Genomic DNA, 15,407 nt, shown 5'->3' with positions numbered 1-15,407 from the left:
TCCCGCATTATGTGCGGACGATCCCATGGCAACGCAAATCCCCTCACCGCCCCGCGTGGGCATGGTCTCGCTCGGCTGTCCCAAGAATCTGGTCGATAGCGAACGTATCCTGACCCAGCTCCGCGCGGACGGCTACCAGATGTCCGCCGACTACGCGGGGGCCGACGTCGTGCTGGTCAACACGTGCGGCTTCCTCGATTCCGCCAAGGAGGAATCGTTGGAGGCGATCGGTGAGGCGATTGCCGAGAACGGCCGCGTGATCGTCACCGGATGCATGGGCAAGGAAGCCGAGGCGATCCGCGCGCGCTTCCCGGATGTGCTCGCCGTTACCGGTGCGCATGAATATGAGCAGGTGGTGGAGGCGGTTCACGCCGCCGCCCCTGCCGCGCTGAGCCCGTTCGTCGACCTGATCCCCGATGCCGGGCTGAAGCTGACGCCGCGCCACTATAGTTATCTCAAGATTTCGGAAGGCTGCAATCATCGTTGCTCCTTCTGCATCATCCCCAGCTTGCGCGGCGATCTGGTCAGCCGGCGTCCGGACGCGATCCTGCGCGAGGCGGAAAAGCTGGTGGCGGCCGGCACGAAGGAATTGCTGGTCATCAGCCAGGACACCTCCGCCTATGGGATCGACATCCGCGATCAGTCGCGCTTGTGGAAGGGCGCGGAGGTCCGCCCGCACATGACCGATCTGGCGCGCGAGTTGGGGAAGATCGCGCCATGGGTGCGGTTGCACTATGTCTATCCTTACCCCCACGTCGATCAGGTCATCCCGCTGATGGCCGAAGGGCTGGTGCTGCCGTACCTCGACATCCCCTTCCAGCATGCCGCCCCCGCGGTGCTGCGCCGGATGAAGCGCCCGGCCAACGACGCCAAGGTGCTCGGCCGGATCAAGGCATGGCGCGACATCTGCCCGGACATCGCGATCCGGTCGACCTTCGTCGTCGGCTTCCCCGGAGAGACCGAGGAGGACTTCCAGTATCTGCTCGACTGGCTCGACGAAGCGCAACTCGACCGCGTCGGGGCATTTCGCTTCGAGCCCGTCGAGGGTGCGTCGGCCAATGCGCTGCCCGATCCGGTGCCGGAGGCGGTCAAGGAAGAGCGCTATGCGCGGATCATGGAAAAGACCGCCGCGATCTCTGCCGCCAAGCTGACGGCCAAGGTCGGCCGCACGCTGGAGGTGATCGTCGACGCGGTCGATGCCGAGACGGGTGGCGCTTCCGGTCGATCGATGGCCGACGCGCCCGAGATCGACGGTGAAGTGCATCTCCGCGACGCGGGGCACCTGACCGCGGGCGACATTCTGCGCGTCGTCATCGAGGACGCGGACGAGCACGATCTGTTCGGGGTGCCCGCCTGACCGACTGATCGGCGTTACACGCCAAAAACCGGTTTCCATACGGTTGGTTAACCCGGCGCTTCTAGACCGGGACGATCGTCGATGGAGATGTCATGCCGCGCCGGATCCGGTCCCTGCTGTCTATGCTGAGCGTCGAGGTCGCCGCCCACGCCGACCGGTCGGAGGCGATCGCGGGACAGACGCGACTGCTAGCGCTCAACGCGGCAATCGAGGCGGCGCGTTCCGGTGAGGCGGGGCGGGGTTTCGGAGTCGTGGCGCAGGAAGTGAAGACGCTGGCCGCGCAGGCGAGCAGTTCGTCACGCGCCTTCCGGGAAGATCTGCTCGGCCGACTGCATCAGGGGAGCGAAATCGCCGCCGATCTGGTCCGCGAGCTGGAAGGCGGACGGTTGGGCGAGTTGGCGCAGTCGATCGCCGACGCATTGTCGCGCACCTTGTTCGATCGGACGATCGACGTGCGCGTGCTGGCGAGCGATCATGCCGTGCGCGAGAGCCTGTTGCTGCCCGGCGACCCCCGCGCCGAAGCCCGGGCGCTGGAGCGAATGCGCTCGCTATTGGGGTTTTCCCCCTATTTCCTCAATGCGTTCGTCGTCGCCGCCGATGGTCAGGTCGGCGTGTGCGCACACGACAATGCCGCGGTTCGCACGGTCCGGTTCGAAAACTATGGCCAGTTCCGCGCGGCGATGGACGGCCCGATGCCGAACGGCTGGGCCACCGATGAGGTCTGGGCGAACCCGTGGTCGAACGATCGCAAGGTGCTGATCTTCGTCGCGCCGGTCGTCGTCGAGGGAGTTACCGTCGGGGTCTGCTATCTCGAATATGATTTCGAAGGCCAGGTCGCGCGGCTGATCGACGTGATGAACCGCTCCTCACAACGCGCAACGATTTCGATCGTCGACCCGAACGGTCGAGTGGTGGCGACAACGGGGACGCGACGCTTCCATGAGCATCACCCCCATGCAGCCGACACCCGCGGCGCACGCGTCCAGTCGCTCGATCGTCTGGTCGTCGCTCAGGCATCGGTGCCCAGCGATCATGGCGTAGCGGGGCTGAACTTCCGTTGCGTGATCGAGGATCACCTCGCCTCGGAGAGTGACATCCTCGCTGCCATGGCCGCGTGAACCGAGACCTGCGGCTCAGGTGAACCGCAGGATCGTGCGGCGGCGCAGGCTGAAGCCGATCATGCCGAAGCCGAGCACCATCGTCGCCCAGGTGGCGGGTTCGGGAACGACCGGCGCGAGCGATCGCGATACTGTCAACGTGGCGGCGGTCGACGTCCTGGACTGATAGGAGCCGCTCGCGGCAAAGGCGCCGTCGTTGAAGTATCGATATACGATCGTAGAGCCGAAGCCGGTGCTCGCGACGATGCTGACCTGATCGCACGCGTCGGTGCCGCCGCCGTTCGGACACGCCGCCTCGAACCGCACCCGCTGAATTGCGGCCGACGCGTTCTTCAACGTTGCCCGTTGAATCCATCCCTCATCGACATACGAGTCGCTTTCCAGCGTGAATTCCAGCGGCCCACCCGCGAACGGCTCTGTCGTAGCGAACGTCTAGGTCACGGTCGCGCTGGCGACAGCCGGCGTCACGAATGCCGCCAACGCCGCGGCAACGGCCAATGCTTTCATCGAATCCCCCTCGTCCGGCGTGCTTCCTCCAGGTCGCGCGCCGTGATCGACTGCTTGCGTAGCGGAGCGTTAACTCATTGTTAAGTAGCCTGGGGCCCGCCGACCGGCAGGGTCGTCCCGCTTCAGGATTGCGCGGGCGGCGTATCGAGGACGCGCGCAGCCAGCGATTGCAGCGCATCCGCCTCTGCTTCGTTGATCGCCCGTCGCTGCGTCCGGCTGGACACGCACAGCACGCCGAGCGGCAATCCGGCCGCGGTGACGATGGGGGCCGCGGCGAAGAAGCGGATCAATCCGACGCGCACGAAAGGGTTGGAGCCGAACGCCTCCGCAACCCTCGTATCCGGCACACAGAAGATGGCATCCGGTGCAAGAATGGCATGTGCCGACATCGATCGCGCACGTTCGTACCGCCCGATCTGGCCGCCTGAGGACGCGATCACGATCTGCAGATCGTCGACGATCAACGCGATACCGGCCCAATCGACGTGCAGAAGTTCTTTCGCGCTCAACGCAATGTCGTTCAACGCAGGATCGTTCATCCGCTCGAGCAAGCCCGAGGCATAGACGGCTGCGTTACGCATGGGCTCGTTGGGAGGAACCGGGGCCGGAGAGTAGAAGGTCACCGACACGCGTTACAGTCCCCTTCCACCTCTACCCGTCCGTTTGCCGAGCGTCGCCTAGGCGACTTGCCCGAAAGACCATTCGGTCACACGTTATCTACATGGTAGAATGATGAAATTTGTCTTTCGATCCTGATGCCAAACGCGCACCTGTCTCGAAACGAGACTCGCACGTCAGCACTGGGACCTGAGCTTCGCCTTGCGTGGCAGCGCGGTGTGGATGCGATGAGAACCCCGCGTCCGAGGTTAGGATCAGTCGAGACAGGAAACACGAACGCTTGGTAGCGGAGGAGGGACTTGAACCCCCGACACGCGGATTATGATTCCGCTGCTCTAACCAGCTGAGCTACTCCGCCCCGTTTTCCGAGGGAACCAGCGCTCGTGAGGCGCGGGCTATAACAGCCGATCCGACGCGGTCAACCCGCGAAGAATGCTTCGACAACATTTCCCACGGACCGCCGCGATACCACCAGGCAGCGAGGCCGGCGATCTCGACCGGGCGCGGACGAAAGTCGGCGCGCAGCTCTGCCAGCAGCGCCTTTGCGACTGACGGCTCGACCTTGTTCTGCACGGTGACGTGCGCGCGCCAACCGCCGGCGTCCTGCGGAGTCAGCAAGCCGCTGAACGCCGCCGCAAGCCGCGCACGGATCGCGCCAAGCTCGTCGCTGTCGATCCGGTAAGCCACGCCACGCCCCAGCGACATCACATCCGCGATCCGCGCGCGCGGTGGCGGAACGCCGCGCGTCTCCGCGGTCAGTCGCTGACGCAGCTCTGGTGCCAAGGACGGCGGCAGATGATGGAATATCGTCAGATGCGCGGCCAACTGATTGCGCTCGGGCGGGAAGTACGCCGTGCGCTCGGCATCGAAAAACGCCTGATCCTCACGCCCGAACAATGCGGTGACGATGATCGGGGCGCGTTCGACGGAATCGGTCAAATCTCGATCTGACTGCCCAGCTCGACCACCCGGTTGGTGGGCAGGCGAAAGAACTCCATCGCGCTTTCGGCGTTGCGCAGCATCCAGCTGAACAATTTCTCGCGCCAGATCGCCATGCCGGGGCGCTCCGAGGCCAGCAGCGTCTGGCGGCTGAGGAAGAAGCTGGTGTCCATCATGCGGAACGCCGCGCCGCACCCGTCGAAGGTCTTGAGGTGCGCGGGCACGTCCGGCTCTTCCATGAAGCCGTAGCGCAGGATGACCCGGTGGAAGCCCTGCCCCAGATCCTCATGAAGGAACCGGTCCTCTTCGGGGAAATAGGGCATGTCGGTGACGCGCACCGTCAACAGAATCACACGTTCGTGCAGGACGCGGTTGTGCTTGAGGTTGTGGAGCAAGGCGTGCGGCACGCCCTCCGGGGTCGAGGTCATGAACACCGCGGTGCCCGAGACGCGCGTCGCCGAGGTCGCCGCCGAATCGATGAAGATCTTGATCGGCATCGCGGCCTCGCGCATCCGCTCGATCATCAGCTTACGCCCCTCGGACCAGGTGGTGAGCAGCACGAACACGATCACCGCGACCAGCAGCGGGAACCAGCCGCCATCGGGCACCTTGGTCAGGTTCGAGGCGAAATACATGCCGTCGATCGACAGGAACACCACCTCGAACAGCGCGGTCGCCCAAAGCGGCCAGTGCCACACACGACGGATCAGCACACCGATCATGCAGGTGGAGATGAACATCGTTCCCGTCACCGCGATGCCATAAGCGGCGGCGAGGTTCGACGACTCGCCGAAGCCCAGGATCAGCAGCAACACCATGACCATCAACGCCCAATTGGCAGCGGGGATGTAGATTTGTCCCGCCTCGGACGCGCTGGTATGGGTAATGCGGATGCGCGGCATCAGCCCGAGCTGCACCGCTTGCTGGACGACGGAATAGGCGCCGGTGATCACCGCCTGGCTGGCAATGACGGTCGCCATCGTCGCGAGGATGACGAGCGGCAGACGCCAGTTCTCCGGCGCCATCAGGAAGAAGGGATTCTCGGCCGCGGCCGGCGTTTGCAGCAGCAGCGCCCCCTGCCCGAGATAATTGAGCATCAGCGCCGGCAGCACGAACGCCAGCCACGCCAATTCGATCGGTCGCCGGCCGAAATGCCCCATGTCCGCATAGAGCGCCTCCGCCCCGGTCACCGCCAGCACCACCGAACCGAGTGCGAGAAACGCCAGACCACCGTCGTTCATCGCGAACCGCACGGCATAGACCGGGTTCAGCGCGAAGAGGATGTCGGGGCGCTGGATGATGTGCGACAGGCCCATGACCGCCAGCACGACGAAGTAGACGGCCATGATCGGCCCGAACAGCCGCCCCACCTTTTCGGTCCCGATCGACTGCATGTAGAAGAGCGCGATCAGGATCGTGACGGCGATCGGCAGCACGAACGAGTCGAAACCCTGCTCGACCGTCGCGAGCCCCTCGACCGCCGACAGCACCGAGATCGCCGGGGTGATCATGCAATCACCAAAGAACAATGCCGTGGCGAGCACGCCGAGGATGACGAGACTCGACCCCCATTTTTTCCCGGCACCCGAGCGCCGCTGGATCAACGCGAGCAGCGCGAGGCTGCCGCCCTCTCCATTATTGTCGGCACGCAGCACGATCAGCACATATTTGAGCGTCACGATCAGCATCAGCGACCAGAAGACCAGGCTGATGACGCCGAAGACGTGCAGCGGATCGACCGCGAGCGGATGGTGCCCGACGAACACCTCCTTCATGGCATAAAGCGGGCTGGTGCCGATATCGCCATAGACGACACCGATCGCGCCGAGCGCCAGCTTGGCAAGGCCGCCGCTATGGTGGTGATGGGTCGCGCCGGCCTGTGCCCGGACCGAGGGGTCGACGGTGCTGACGCTCACGCGCCGGCCACCGCTATCGAAAGGACGTGCGTATTCGTGGCCATAACGGGGCGCGCCTAGCACGCGCCTGAAACACCCGCAACGCGGAACAGGTCGCGAACATGAATGTTCTGTTCAGCGAAAGGACCAAGCCATCATGAGCGATACCCCCAATCCCAAGAGCGAGCCCTTCTCGAACGCCGAGAAGGACCCGGACGATTGGACGACCGGCGATGAGCCGATGACCGGTGCGCAAGCCAGCTACCTGAAAACGCTGAGCGAAGAGGCAGGAGAGTCGTTCGACGAGTCGCTCAGCAAGGCCGATGCATCGAAGCGGATCGACGCGCTGCAGGAGAAGACCGGCCGCGGCAAATGACGCCGCGGCATCAGCCCCGGTCGCGGATCGCGATCAGGCGGTCGAGCACGGCAAGCCGCCGAGCGATCTCCGTCCGGTAAGGCGTGCCTTCGGGTGAAAGGCTGACGGCGCGCATCCAGAGAGCGCGCGCCTTTTCGAGGTCGCCCGCCTCCAGATAGGCGAAACCGAGATAATATGGCGGCGCCGGATGTTCCGGCGCCAGCCGCGCCGCCTGACGAAAGGCCAGCAACGCAGGCGGCGACACGCGATGTTCCGCCTGGGCCGCCAATGTCACGCCGGCCCATGTCCAGAGGATGAAGCTCTGCGGCATCTTGGAAAGCCCGCCCAGCACCACGCGTGCGGCGGCGTCGTCATTGCCGCTGCGCGTCATCGCATCGGCGGCGACGAGATAGGCCGTGTCGGCGTTGAAACGGCCGAACATGCTGTCGCGCAACTGCACCTCTTCGACATCAATCGGGGAGGTGGTGGTGGGGTGTTGCGGCGCGGCGGCGCCGAGCATCGGTCGGCCCTGCCACGCATAGCCGACGCCACCGAGGCACAACGCCGCGCCGAGCATCGACCAGAGCAGGCGATCGACGCGCAACCAAAAGGCCATTGCCGCAAAGGCCGCCGCGGCGAGCAGCAGGAGCGCGACAAATCCCATCAGCGCTTTTCCTCCAGCGTGCGGGTTTCGTGCATCTTGCCCGCCATTTGCGGCGGCATGTACTTCTCGTCGTGCTTGGCGAGCAGATTGGTGGCGACGAACGACGCATCGGGACGGAAATGACCCTCGGCCACCACGCCGGAGCCTTCGCGGAACAGGTCCGGAGCGATGCCGCTGAACTGCACCGGAGTCTTTGCCTTGCCGTCGGTGACGACGAAGTCGATCGATACGCCATCTGCCGCACGCCGGATCGAGCCGTGCTCGACCATTCCACCCAGTCGCACCGCCTTGTCGGGCGGTGGCAAATTGCCTGCTACGTCGGCGGGCGCATAGAAGAATGCTGCCTGATCGCGCAGCCCCGACAGCGCCAGCAACGCCGCCGCGGCGATCGCACCGAGCCCGAGCAGCACGAGCATCAGTCGCTGGTTCTTGCGGGTCACTTCTCGGCGTCCCGCATCTGATGCCAGCTCCACCACGCAAGTGCCGCGGCGGCGAGCAGGGTTAGCGCATAAGCGCCGGTGACGAATGGCCAGGGGTTCATGCGCGCGCCCGACGCCGCAGGCGGGCCTCGGCCTTTTCGCGCGCCAGCATCGTACGCATCCGCATCAACACCACCGCGCCGAAGAAGAAGGAGAAGCCCGCCAGCATGATCGGCAGCGGCCAGAGCAACGAGCGGTCGATGCTGGAGCCGGTCAGCCCGATGCTCGGCCCCTGATGCAGCGTGTTCCACCACACCACCGAATAGCGGATGATCGGAAGCAGCACCGTGCCGGCAATGCCGTACAGCGCGGGGATGCGGCCATCGCCATCGCGCTCGCGATCGGCCTGCGCCAGCGCGATGAAGCCGAGATAGACGAAGAACAACAGCAGCATCGAGGTCAGTCGCCCGTCCCACTGCCACCACGTCCCCCACGTCGGTCGCCCCCAAATCGCACCGGTGACGAGGCAGAGCGCGGCGAAGATCGCGCCCGGGGCGGCGATCGCGCGCGCCGCGATCATCGCCAGCGGGTGCCGCCAGACGAGGAAGACGATGCTCGATACCGCAATGCTGCTCCACCCGCCCATGCCGAGCCAGGCGGCGGGAACGTGGATGTAGAGGATGCGGACGGTTTCGCCTTGCAGATAATCGGCGGGAGTCTGGGTAAGCCCCGCCCAGCAACCGATCGCGATCAGCGCGACCCCCGCCCACCACAGGATCGGGGTGAGCGGACGCGCGATCTTCAGGAAACGCGCCGGATTGGCAAAGGCATGGAGCGCAGGCACCCGGCCCGGATAGGCGAAGCGGGGGCGGTCGTCACCCCCGGCGTTGTGTGGATGGGTGGCTAGGGGACACAATGGCCGCGTCTTGTGCGGGACGCGTGCGGCCGAATTGACAGACATGGGCCCCTGCCTCCGCAGGGGCGACGGGAGATCAACCAACCGTCGCCCCTGCGAAGGCAGGGGTCCATGTCTGCTTCGCCTCGCATACCGTCACCGCCAAACGCGGCGACAGTGTGTCAGATCGCTCTTAAGCCGCCCTGCCGATCAGACGGCGCGCGATCCGGTCGGCGACCTCGGCGGTGGGATCGCCGGAGGCAGCGGCCTCGTCCCACACCTGATCGAGCCGGCCGGGGATCTGCGCGATCCGCGCCATCACCTCGGCCTCGTCGCCGTGGCCGAGATATTCGAGCCCGACGTTGATGATGCCGCCGGCGTTGATGACGTAATCGGGGGCGTAGACGATCCCGGCGTCGTGCAGCCGCTGCCCGTCGGCGCGCGTCTCGAGCTGGTTGTTCGCGCCGCCCGCGACGATCTTCGCCTTGAGCGTCGGGATCGACCGCTCGGTGAGGATCGCGCCCAAGGCGTTGGGGCTGACGATGTCGACGTCCGCCGACAGGATCGCGTCCGGCGCGACGGTGGTCGCGCCCAGTTCCGTCGCCATCCGCTCGGCGCGCGCCTGATCGACATCGGCCAAGGTCAGGATCGCGCCGTCCTTTGCCAGCAGTCGGGCGAGCCCGCCGCCGACCGAGCCGAGCCCCTGGATCGCGACACGCACGCCCTTCATGTCGTCGCTGCCGAGCCCGCGCTTCGCTGCGGCGCGCACGCCGAGGTAGACGCCATGCGCGGTGTACGGCCCCGGATCGCCGCCCGCCGCACCCTGCGCGACCGGCAGGCCCGAGACGTAGCGCGTCTCGCCCGCGATCACCTTCATGCGCGCTTCGGACATGCCGACGTCCTCGGCAGTGACGTAGCGGCCACCGAGCGACTCGACCGCGCGGCCGAACGCCACCAGTTGCGCCTCGCTGATCGTCGCGCCCGGCCGGTCCGCGAGCACGACGCCCTTGCCGCCGCCCAGATCGAGCCCGGCCATCGCATTCTTGTAGCTCATGCCGCGCGAGAGCCGCAGCGCATCGGTAATTGCCCGGGAATCATCGGCATAATGCCAGAAGCGCACCCCGCCTGCCGCCGGTCCGAGCGTGGTCGAGTGGACGGCGATCACCGCCTTCAGCCCCGACGTCGGGTCGGTGAACAGGTGCAGCCCCTCATGGCTGTCGAAATCGGGATAGTCCCAGACCGAGGTCATCGTCTCTCCAGTGCGCACGACGTTTAATTACCGCCGGACGCAATAATCTTGTTGAGCGAAAAACGCCAGCAAGAAACAGAAATGGAGGGATGGGGCGATCGACGGGACTTGAACCCGCGACCCTCGGTACCACAAACCGATGCTCTAACCAACTGAGCTACGATCGCCGCGAAGGCCGTGCCCCTAGCGGCACCGTGGCGGGTTCGTCAAGCGGTTCAGAAGCGTCCGTCGACGGACAAGGTGCGCGCCGCGCCATTGACCGTGAAGCCCGCGCCGTCCAGCCGCGCCGCGATCGCCGGATCGGTCGGGATCAGCGTCAGATCGGCGCGATACCGCCCATCCGGCCACAGCCGCAGGTTAACCCCCTCGCCCGCGCCGCTGCTGAGCGGCAACAGCAGCGCGCCCGCGTCGCAGCGTGCGCTGCCGCTGAGCGCGCCGGGCAGCGGCTGGCCGAGGAACGCCCCGGCGAGGCTGGCACGGACGCGACCTTCGGCGGCCTGGCAGGTGCCATCGACGAAGCGCACCGTGACGCCGTCGAGGTTGAGCGCGGACACGGGGAGCGGCGCGAAGGCGTTGCCGGGCGAGAGCGGCCCGCTGGCATCGATCACCGCCGCGCGGTTGCGACCGATCTCGACCGCGCCCGCCAGCCGCTGTGCCGGATCGTTCGAGTCGCTGGCCAGCGCGATACGAGCGCGACCGATCAGCAGCGCGAACGGCGACAGCCCGGCGTCGAGATCGCCGAGCGCGATGTCGCCGAACCGCGCCTCGACCAGCCGTCCGGACCACAGGCTGCCGGTCACCTCGCGCGCGGCGAATCCCTGCCCGTCGAGCCCGCTCCAGCCGAGCGCGAGCCGCAGCGGGAGAAAGGCGAGCATCGCCGCCGCGAACAGCGCGAGGAACAATGTGCGGCGACCGGTGGTAAGCGGGATGCGCATCAGACGCCTCGCGCCCGAAGCGTCATCGTCGCCGTCACGCTGCCGGCGCCATTGCCCGAAACGCTGAGCGAATCGACGAGGATGCCCTCCGCCTCCAGCCCGCTGATCCATTGCATGAGCGCACCGGCGCGCGCCGTGGCGATCGCGGTGCGGATGCGGTCGGGTGCCTCGACATCGAGGCTGGCGAGCGTGAACCCCGCGGCATCGGCGCGCGCGCGCACGATGTCGGCGAGCGGCGCGGATAGCGGGGTCGCACGACGCTGCAGCGCCTTAACCTGCCGCAGTCCGGCCTGCGCCGTGCCGAGCCGGATCACCGCATCGGTGTAGCGCTCACGCGATGAGGACAGGCCATCGCGAACCGGGCGGATCACCGCGCCCCAGATCAGCGTCACCGCTGCGAGCGCGACCATCACCAGCAGTAATCGCCGCTCGCGCAGCGAGCGTCCGTCGAACCACGCCTTCAACGCCGTCATGGCCGCACCGTCATGTCGCCGGTCAGGCGACCGGCCGATTGCTGGAACACGCTCGACTCGACGGTGAACCCCGCTTCGGCGAGCCGCGACTTGACCGTATTCGCCTGCGCCTCGCCCGCCAGCGACAGCGAGACGCGCAGCGCGCCGTTCGGCTCGAACTGCAACGCGGTGATCTCGGTTTCGGGCACCGCCTCGACGATCGCGTACACCGCCGCAGCGGTGCGGGTGAAGCCCTGCCCCGGCCCGCGCAGCGCCGACAGCCGTTCGCCGAGCATCCGGGTCTCGTCGCCCTCGCCGGTTCCCCGTGGCAGACCTTGCCGGGCGATCGTCGCGGCGCGCTGCTGAATCGCATCGGCGGCGAACGAATAACGCATGATCCGCACGACATCAATCGCCAGCGTCGCGAGCAGTATCAGCCCGGCGAGCACCGCCAGTCGCCGTACCAATGCCCAATCGATCGCAGTGCGCCGGCGGCGGCGGGCGAAGGCGCCTTGCCGCAGGTCGATCACCGGCTCCGCCACCGCGTCGATCGCGGCGGCGCGGAGCGCTTCGCGGTCGAGCAGGCGCGGGGTCTCGCCACGCGTCACCAGTCCGGTCAGGACCGGTTCGTCGGCCCAGCCGGTGGTGCGGCCGCGCGCCACCACCTGCCCGCCGAGGTCGGCCCGGACATAGCCTTCCTCGGGCTCGGGGAGCAGCAACGGGGCGGGCACGACCGCCGCCGGATCGACGCCGTTCTGCGCGAGCGATGCGAGCCAGGCCGCCATCCGCGCCGGGGCGACGACCGCGATCGCGCGCTCGCCGCCTCGTTCGCGCCCGACCGCGACGTGGAGGTCGTGTGCGGGCTCGGCCGTGGCATCGCTGACGACGACACGCGCCGCCGCCAGCGCCTGCGCCGGCGAGCGGGCGGGCAAGCTCGCCCAGTGCAGCGTCACCGCATCGGCGGGCGCGACCGCGACGACGCGATCCTCCGCCGTCACCTCGGGCAGCCCCTCGCCTTCACGCTCGACCGCGTCGTCGCGGATCCGCCACCAGCGCCACGGCTGCGAATCGTCGGGGGGCAGAAAAAGGAGCGTCGCTGCGGTCATGGTACATCCCCCCATTGCCGCGTCACGAGCCGGACGGGAAGGGTCCGCGCGTCGATCAGCCCTTCCTCATGCAATTCCGCGCCACCATTGACCACGTCGATGCGCAGCGCGAACCATTTCGTCGTCACGCCGGTTTGCGATTGCGCGCCGATATCGGTCGCGCCGCCTGCGCTGGCGAGTTGCGCCCAGAACTGCCCGGCCTGCGCATAGCCGCCCGGGGGGCGGCGCAGCAGCAGCCCCTGCGCCTGTGCGACGCCCATCGTGTCGGGCAGCAGCATCGCGAGCAGCGGCGCCTGTTCCGGAAGCAAGGTGTTGACGTTGAGCACCGACTGCCGTGCGACCGGCAAGGTGCACACCCATGGCTGGATCAGCTTGTACGCCTCGGGCGTGACGCCCTTCACCGCGCGCAGCTCGCTGACGTCGGCCATCAAGGTGCCGGCGGTGCGATAGCCACGATAGGCGCTGTTCTCCGCCCCGCCGGGCAGCGGATCGTCGTCGCTGTCGAGCCAGTCGGCAGTGGCCACTGCGATCGCGTCGCCGTCGGGCACACGCAGCAGCCGCAACAGCCGCTGGAAGCGGACCAGCGCCTGCGGGTTGACGAGATAGGCGTCGCCGAAGCCGAAGGTGACCAGCCCGTTGAGGTTGAAGCAATTACCGCCGTCGGTCACCCGCGCGGTCGCCGTGCCGCCCGGGATCGGCAGGCCGAACGGCCGCCCGCTCCACCCGCCGGTCAGCGCGACGCGGTCGCGGCTCTGTTGCAGCAGTGTCGAGACGCGGCGAGTCGCCAGCGTCTCGGCGGCATAGGCATAGCCGCGCGCGGCATCGAGGGCGACCGCATTGGCGGCGAGCCGGGTCGACAGCCGCAACCGCTCCAGCGCGGTCGCCGCCATCACCGCGATCACCGCGACGAGCAGCAGCACGGTCAACAGCGCGGCGCCACGCTCGCCGGGCCTAGCGCGGGGCATCGATCGTGCCCGCCGGGGGGCCACCGGTGCCGGGGCCTTGCAGCCCATTGGTGAGGTCTTCCACGGTTCGCGGCGCACCGGTGCCGACGAGGAACAGCAGCCGGTACGACTGCCCGCCCGCGCGCACCAGCGTCAGCTCCATCGCCTGTGGCAATGCGGCGCGCTGGTCGCCCTGCCACGTATCGCTCCACGCCCCGGCATAGCGGAAGCGGACGCGCACCTCCTGCACGCGATCGACCAGCAGCGCCGCGGGGAGCGGCGTTGCCCCGTCGAGCGCGGGATAGGCGACGCGCTCGATCCCGTCAGCGGTCAGGCGGTACTCGACCTTCTGCAAGGTCGCGCGAGGCGCCTGATCGGGGTTGGCCCAGCCGCCGCGCACGAAGCGCAGGATCGGCTGCGCGCTGCGGTCGCCCGAGAAGGCCGGGAACAATGTGCCCGCGGCATCGCGGGTCGGGCGATCCTGCGCCTGCGCCATGTCGGCGGTCATGATCGACACCAGCCGGTTGAGCGCAGCATTGTCGTCGAGCGCGGCGCCGGTCGCGCCCTGCGCACGGACGCTGAACGCCAGCAAGGCGACGCCCGCCGCGGCGATCATTCCGAAGATCATCAGCGCGATCATCACCTCGACGAGGGTGAAGCCCGCTTCGTGCGTCGTCCGGCGCATCACGGTCCGACCCGCGTTTGCGCGATCGGTGCGGGCGGCGGGCGGACCATCGTCGCGCGGCCGATCACCGCGCCGCCGGCGTCGCTGACCGCGACGTCGATCCGCTGGACATCGCCGTCGCCGAGCGGCTGGGTGTCGCGCACCCAGGTCCAGTTGCGCCCGCCCGCCTGCTCGACGCCGCTTGCACGCCCGCGTGTCGGTGGCTGCGCGTCGGTGACCGCCTCGATCGCGACGTTGCGCGCGACGATCTGCGCGAGCAGCGCCGACGACACGAAGCCGGTCGAGCGGATCGTCTGCCCCTCCAGCCGGATCAGCGCGAGCGCGGCGAGGCTGAACACGACCAGCGCAACCATGATCTCGACCAAAGTGAACCCGCGCGCGCGCGGGTCAGCCGGCGACACGGACGGTCCCGTCGGCGTCGATCACCACATCGGTGCGCATCCCCTCGCGCGTCAGCGTCACGGTCATCGCGCGGTCGGCGAGCCCGGTGGTGTCGAAGGTCAGCCGGTCGCGTGCCGGGCCGGTCGTGGCGGTGCCCGGCTTCCAGCGCTCGACGCCGAGCGCGCCGTCGAGCGGGGTCCACGCGCCGCCGCGCCATTGATCGAAGCCATAGCCGCCCGGCGTGACCCACAGGCTGACGGGGCGCGCCTCGACGATGGCGGCATCGTGCGCCGCGCGCGTCCGCACGGCGAAGCGCGTCGCCTCGTCCATCAGCCGGCCGCGCGTATCGGGCATCATCAGCACCGCCGCCGCCGAGGCGAGCCCGATGACGGTGATGACCACCATCAGCTCGATCAGCGTGAAGCCGCGCTGGCGGGCCGGTACCGCGTTACTGCCAGGACCCGATATCGGCATCGATCCCCTGCCCGCCGTCCTTGCCGTCGGCCCCCAGCGTCCAGACGTCCGCCGCACCATGCTGACCGGGCGAGGCGTAGAGGTACGGGCGGTTCCACGGGTCCTGCGGCAAGCGCTTGATATAGCCGCCGGCCTGATAGCGCGCGGCGTCGGCCCCCGCCGGCGGGGTGACCAATGCCTGCAAGCCCTGCGTCGTCGTGGGGTAATTGCCCATCTGCAGCCGGTAAAGTTCGAGGCCCTGCTCGATTGTCGCGATATCGGCCTTCGCCTTCTGGATGCGCGCGGTGTCGCCCGAGGGCAGCACGTTGAGCGCAACGATCGTCGCCAAGAGGCCGATGATGACGATCACCACCATCAGTTCCACCAGCGTGAACCCGTTGCGCTTCTTCCGGGGCTTCTTCTCAGTCGACATAG

At 67.8% G+C, this 15,407-nt stretch carries 19 protein-coding genes, 2 tRNA genes and 1 pseudogene; 3 read left to right on the top strand and 19 right to left on the bottom strand.

Going from position 1 to position 15,407, the window contains the following annotated elements; translation table 11 throughout:
* Positions 1 to 25 precede the first annotated feature (25 nt).
* Both rimO and PGN16_RS18900 read left to right on the top strand, forming a co-directional pair.
* Entirely contained in the window at positions 26 to 1,357 is a 1,332-nt protein-coding gene (gene rimO / locus PGN16_RS18905; protein WP_335310891.1) for a 30S ribosomal protein S12 methylthiotransferase RimO, read from the top strand.
* Between the two features lie 167 nt (positions 1,358 to 1,524).
* A pseudogene (locus PGN16_RS18900) lies at positions 1,525 to 2,475 on the top strand (methyl-accepting chemotaxis protein); the annotation flags it as partial.
* Between the two features lie 15 nt (positions 2,476 to 2,490).
* Here PGN16_RS18900 and PGN16_RS18895 read toward each other — a convergent pair.
* From PGN16_RS18895 to PGN16_RS18875, 5 genes are all read right to left on the bottom strand, one after another.
* The gene (locus tag PGN16_RS18895; protein WP_335310889.1) at positions 2,491 to 2,811 is read right to left on the bottom strand and encodes a PEPxxWA-CTERM sorting domain-containing protein; all 321 of its coding nucleotides are present in this window, start codon (positions 2,809 to 2,811) and stop codon (positions 2,491 to 2,493) included.
* 293 nt (positions 2,812 to 3,104) lie between these two features.
* Positions 3,105 to 3,563 (bottom strand): GAF domain-containing protein, encoded by a 459-nt coding sequence (locus PGN16_RS18890; protein ID WP_335310888.1) that lies wholly within the window; start codon positions 3,561 to 3,563, stop codon positions 3,105 to 3,107.
* 318 nt (positions 3,564 to 3,881) lie between these two features.
* Positions 3,882 to 3,958 (bottom strand) — tRNA-Met (locus tag PGN16_RS18885).
* On the bottom strand, positions 3,949 to 4,539 hold the full coding sequence (locus tag PGN16_RS18880) for a 2'-5' RNA ligase family protein (RefSeq protein WP_335310887.1): 591 nt from the start codon (positions 4,537 to 4,539) through the stop codon (positions 3,949 to 3,951). Before PGN16_RS18880 ends, PGN16_RS18885 begins: the two co-directional genes overlap by 10 nt.
* Complete coding sequence (locus PGN16_RS18875) at positions 4,536 to 6,374, bottom strand: potassium transporter Kup (RefSeq protein WP_335310989.1); 1,839 nt, start codon at positions 6,372 to 6,374, stop codon at positions 4,536 to 4,538. The genes PGN16_RS18880 and PGN16_RS18875 overlap by 4 nt, the downstream gene beginning before the upstream one ends.
* 217 nt (positions 6,375 to 6,591) lie before the next feature.
* Between PGN16_RS18875 and PGN16_RS18870 the strand changes: the two genes are divergently transcribed.
* Complete coding sequence (locus tag PGN16_RS18870) at positions 6,592 to 6,810, top strand: DUF3072 domain-containing protein (RefSeq protein WP_335310886.1); 219 nt, start codon at positions 6,592 to 6,594, stop codon at positions 6,808 to 6,810.
* 10 nt (positions 6,811 to 6,820) lie between these two features.
* On the opposite strand, the gene PGN16_RS18865 is transcribed toward PGN16_RS18870, so the two are convergent.
* The 14 genes from PGN16_RS18865 to gspG all read right to left on the bottom strand — a co-directional run bounded on the left by PGN16_RS18865 (position 6,821) and on the right by gspG (position 15,405).
* Positions 6,821 to 7,453, bottom strand: a complete 633-nt coding sequence (locus PGN16_RS18865; protein WP_335310885.1) for a tetratricopeptide repeat protein — start codon at positions 7,451 to 7,453, stop codon at positions 6,821 to 6,823.
* Positions 7,453 to 7,893, bottom strand: coding sequence for a cytochrome c maturation protein CcmE (ccmE, locus tag PGN16_RS18860; RefSeq protein WP_335310884.1), 441 nt, complete (start codon positions 7,891 to 7,893; stop codon positions 7,453 to 7,455). Before ccmE ends, PGN16_RS18865 begins: the two co-directional genes overlap by 1 nt.
* On the bottom strand, positions 7,890 to 7,994 hold the full coding sequence (gene ccmD, locus PGN16_RS18855; protein WP_333914703.1) for a heme exporter protein CcmD: 105 nt from the start codon (positions 7,992 to 7,994) through the stop codon (positions 7,890 to 7,892). Before ccmD ends, ccmE begins: the two co-directional genes overlap by 4 nt.
* Positions 7,991 to 8,716, bottom strand: coding sequence for a heme ABC transporter permease CcmC (gene ccmC / locus PGN16_RS18850; protein ID WP_335310883.1), 726 nt, complete (start codon positions 8,714 to 8,716; stop codon positions 7,991 to 7,993). The genes ccmD and ccmC overlap by 4 nt, the downstream gene beginning before the upstream one ends.
* A 244-nt stretch (positions 8,717 to 8,960) precedes the next feature.
* Positions 8,961 to 10,016: a Glu/Leu/Phe/Val family dehydrogenase gene (locus PGN16_RS18845; protein ID WP_335310882.1), complete on the bottom strand. Its 1,056-nt coding sequence runs from the start codon at positions 10,014 to 10,016 to the stop codon at positions 8,961 to 8,963.
* 90 nt (positions 10,017 to 10,106) lie between these two features.
* Positions 10,107 to 10,183 (bottom strand) — tRNA-His (locus tag PGN16_RS18840).
* Between the two features lie 48 nt (positions 10,184 to 10,231).
* The gene (gene gspN, locus PGN16_RS18835; protein ID WP_335310881.1) at positions 10,232 to 10,951 is read right to left on the bottom strand and encodes a type II secretion system protein N; all 720 of its coding nucleotides are present in this window, start codon (positions 10,949 to 10,951) and stop codon (positions 10,232 to 10,234) included.
* Entirely contained in the window at positions 10,951 to 11,424 is a 474-nt protein-coding gene (gspM, locus tag PGN16_RS18830) for a type II secretion system protein GspM (RefSeq protein WP_335310880.1), read from the bottom strand. Before gspM ends, gspN begins: the two co-directional genes overlap by 1 nt.
* A complete protein-coding gene (gene gspL, locus PGN16_RS18825; RefSeq protein ID WP_335310879.1) occupies positions 11,421 to 12,509 on the bottom strand; it encodes a type II secretion system protein GspL in 1,089 nt (362 codons plus the stop codon). Before gspL ends, gspM begins: the two co-directional genes overlap by 4 nt.
* Positions 12,506 to 13,474 (bottom strand): type II secretion system minor pseudopilin GspK, encoded by a 969-nt coding sequence (gspK, locus tag PGN16_RS18820; protein WP_335310878.1) that lies wholly within the window; start codon positions 13,472 to 13,474, stop codon positions 12,506 to 12,508. The genes gspL and gspK overlap by 4 nt, the downstream gene beginning before the upstream one ends.
* Positions 13,461 to 14,138, bottom strand: a complete 678-nt coding sequence (gspJ, locus tag PGN16_RS18815; RefSeq protein WP_335310877.1) for a type II secretion system minor pseudopilin GspJ — start codon at positions 14,136 to 14,138, stop codon at positions 13,461 to 13,463. The genes gspK and gspJ overlap by 14 nt, the downstream gene beginning before the upstream one ends.
* Positions 14,138 to 14,539 (bottom strand): type II secretion system minor pseudopilin GspI, encoded by a 402-nt coding sequence (gspI, locus tag PGN16_RS18810; RefSeq protein ID WP_335310876.1) that lies wholly within the window; start codon positions 14,537 to 14,539, stop codon positions 14,138 to 14,140. Before gspI ends, gspJ begins: the two co-directional genes overlap by 1 nt.
* Positions 14,526 to 14,993 (bottom strand): GspH/FimT family pseudopilin, encoded by a 468-nt coding sequence (locus tag PGN16_RS18805; RefSeq protein WP_335310875.1) that lies wholly within the window; start codon positions 14,991 to 14,993, stop codon positions 14,526 to 14,528. Before PGN16_RS18805 ends, gspI begins: the two co-directional genes overlap by 14 nt.
* Positions 14,968 to 15,405: a type II secretion system major pseudopilin GspG gene (gene gspG, locus PGN16_RS18800; RefSeq protein ID WP_335310874.1), complete on the bottom strand. Its 438-nt coding sequence runs from the start codon at positions 15,403 to 15,405 to the stop codon at positions 14,968 to 14,970. Before gspG ends, PGN16_RS18805 begins: the two co-directional genes overlap by 26 nt.
* Positions 15,406 to 15,407 lie beyond the last annotated feature (2 nt).

This window comes from Sphingomonas phyllosphaerae (genome assembly GCF_036946485.1).
Classification (GTDB): domain Bacteria; phylum Pseudomonadota; class Alphaproteobacteria; order Sphingomonadales; family Sphingomonadaceae; genus Sphingomonas; species Sphingomonas phyllosphaerae_E.
This window is presented reverse-complemented; position numbering and strand designations above follow the sequence as displayed.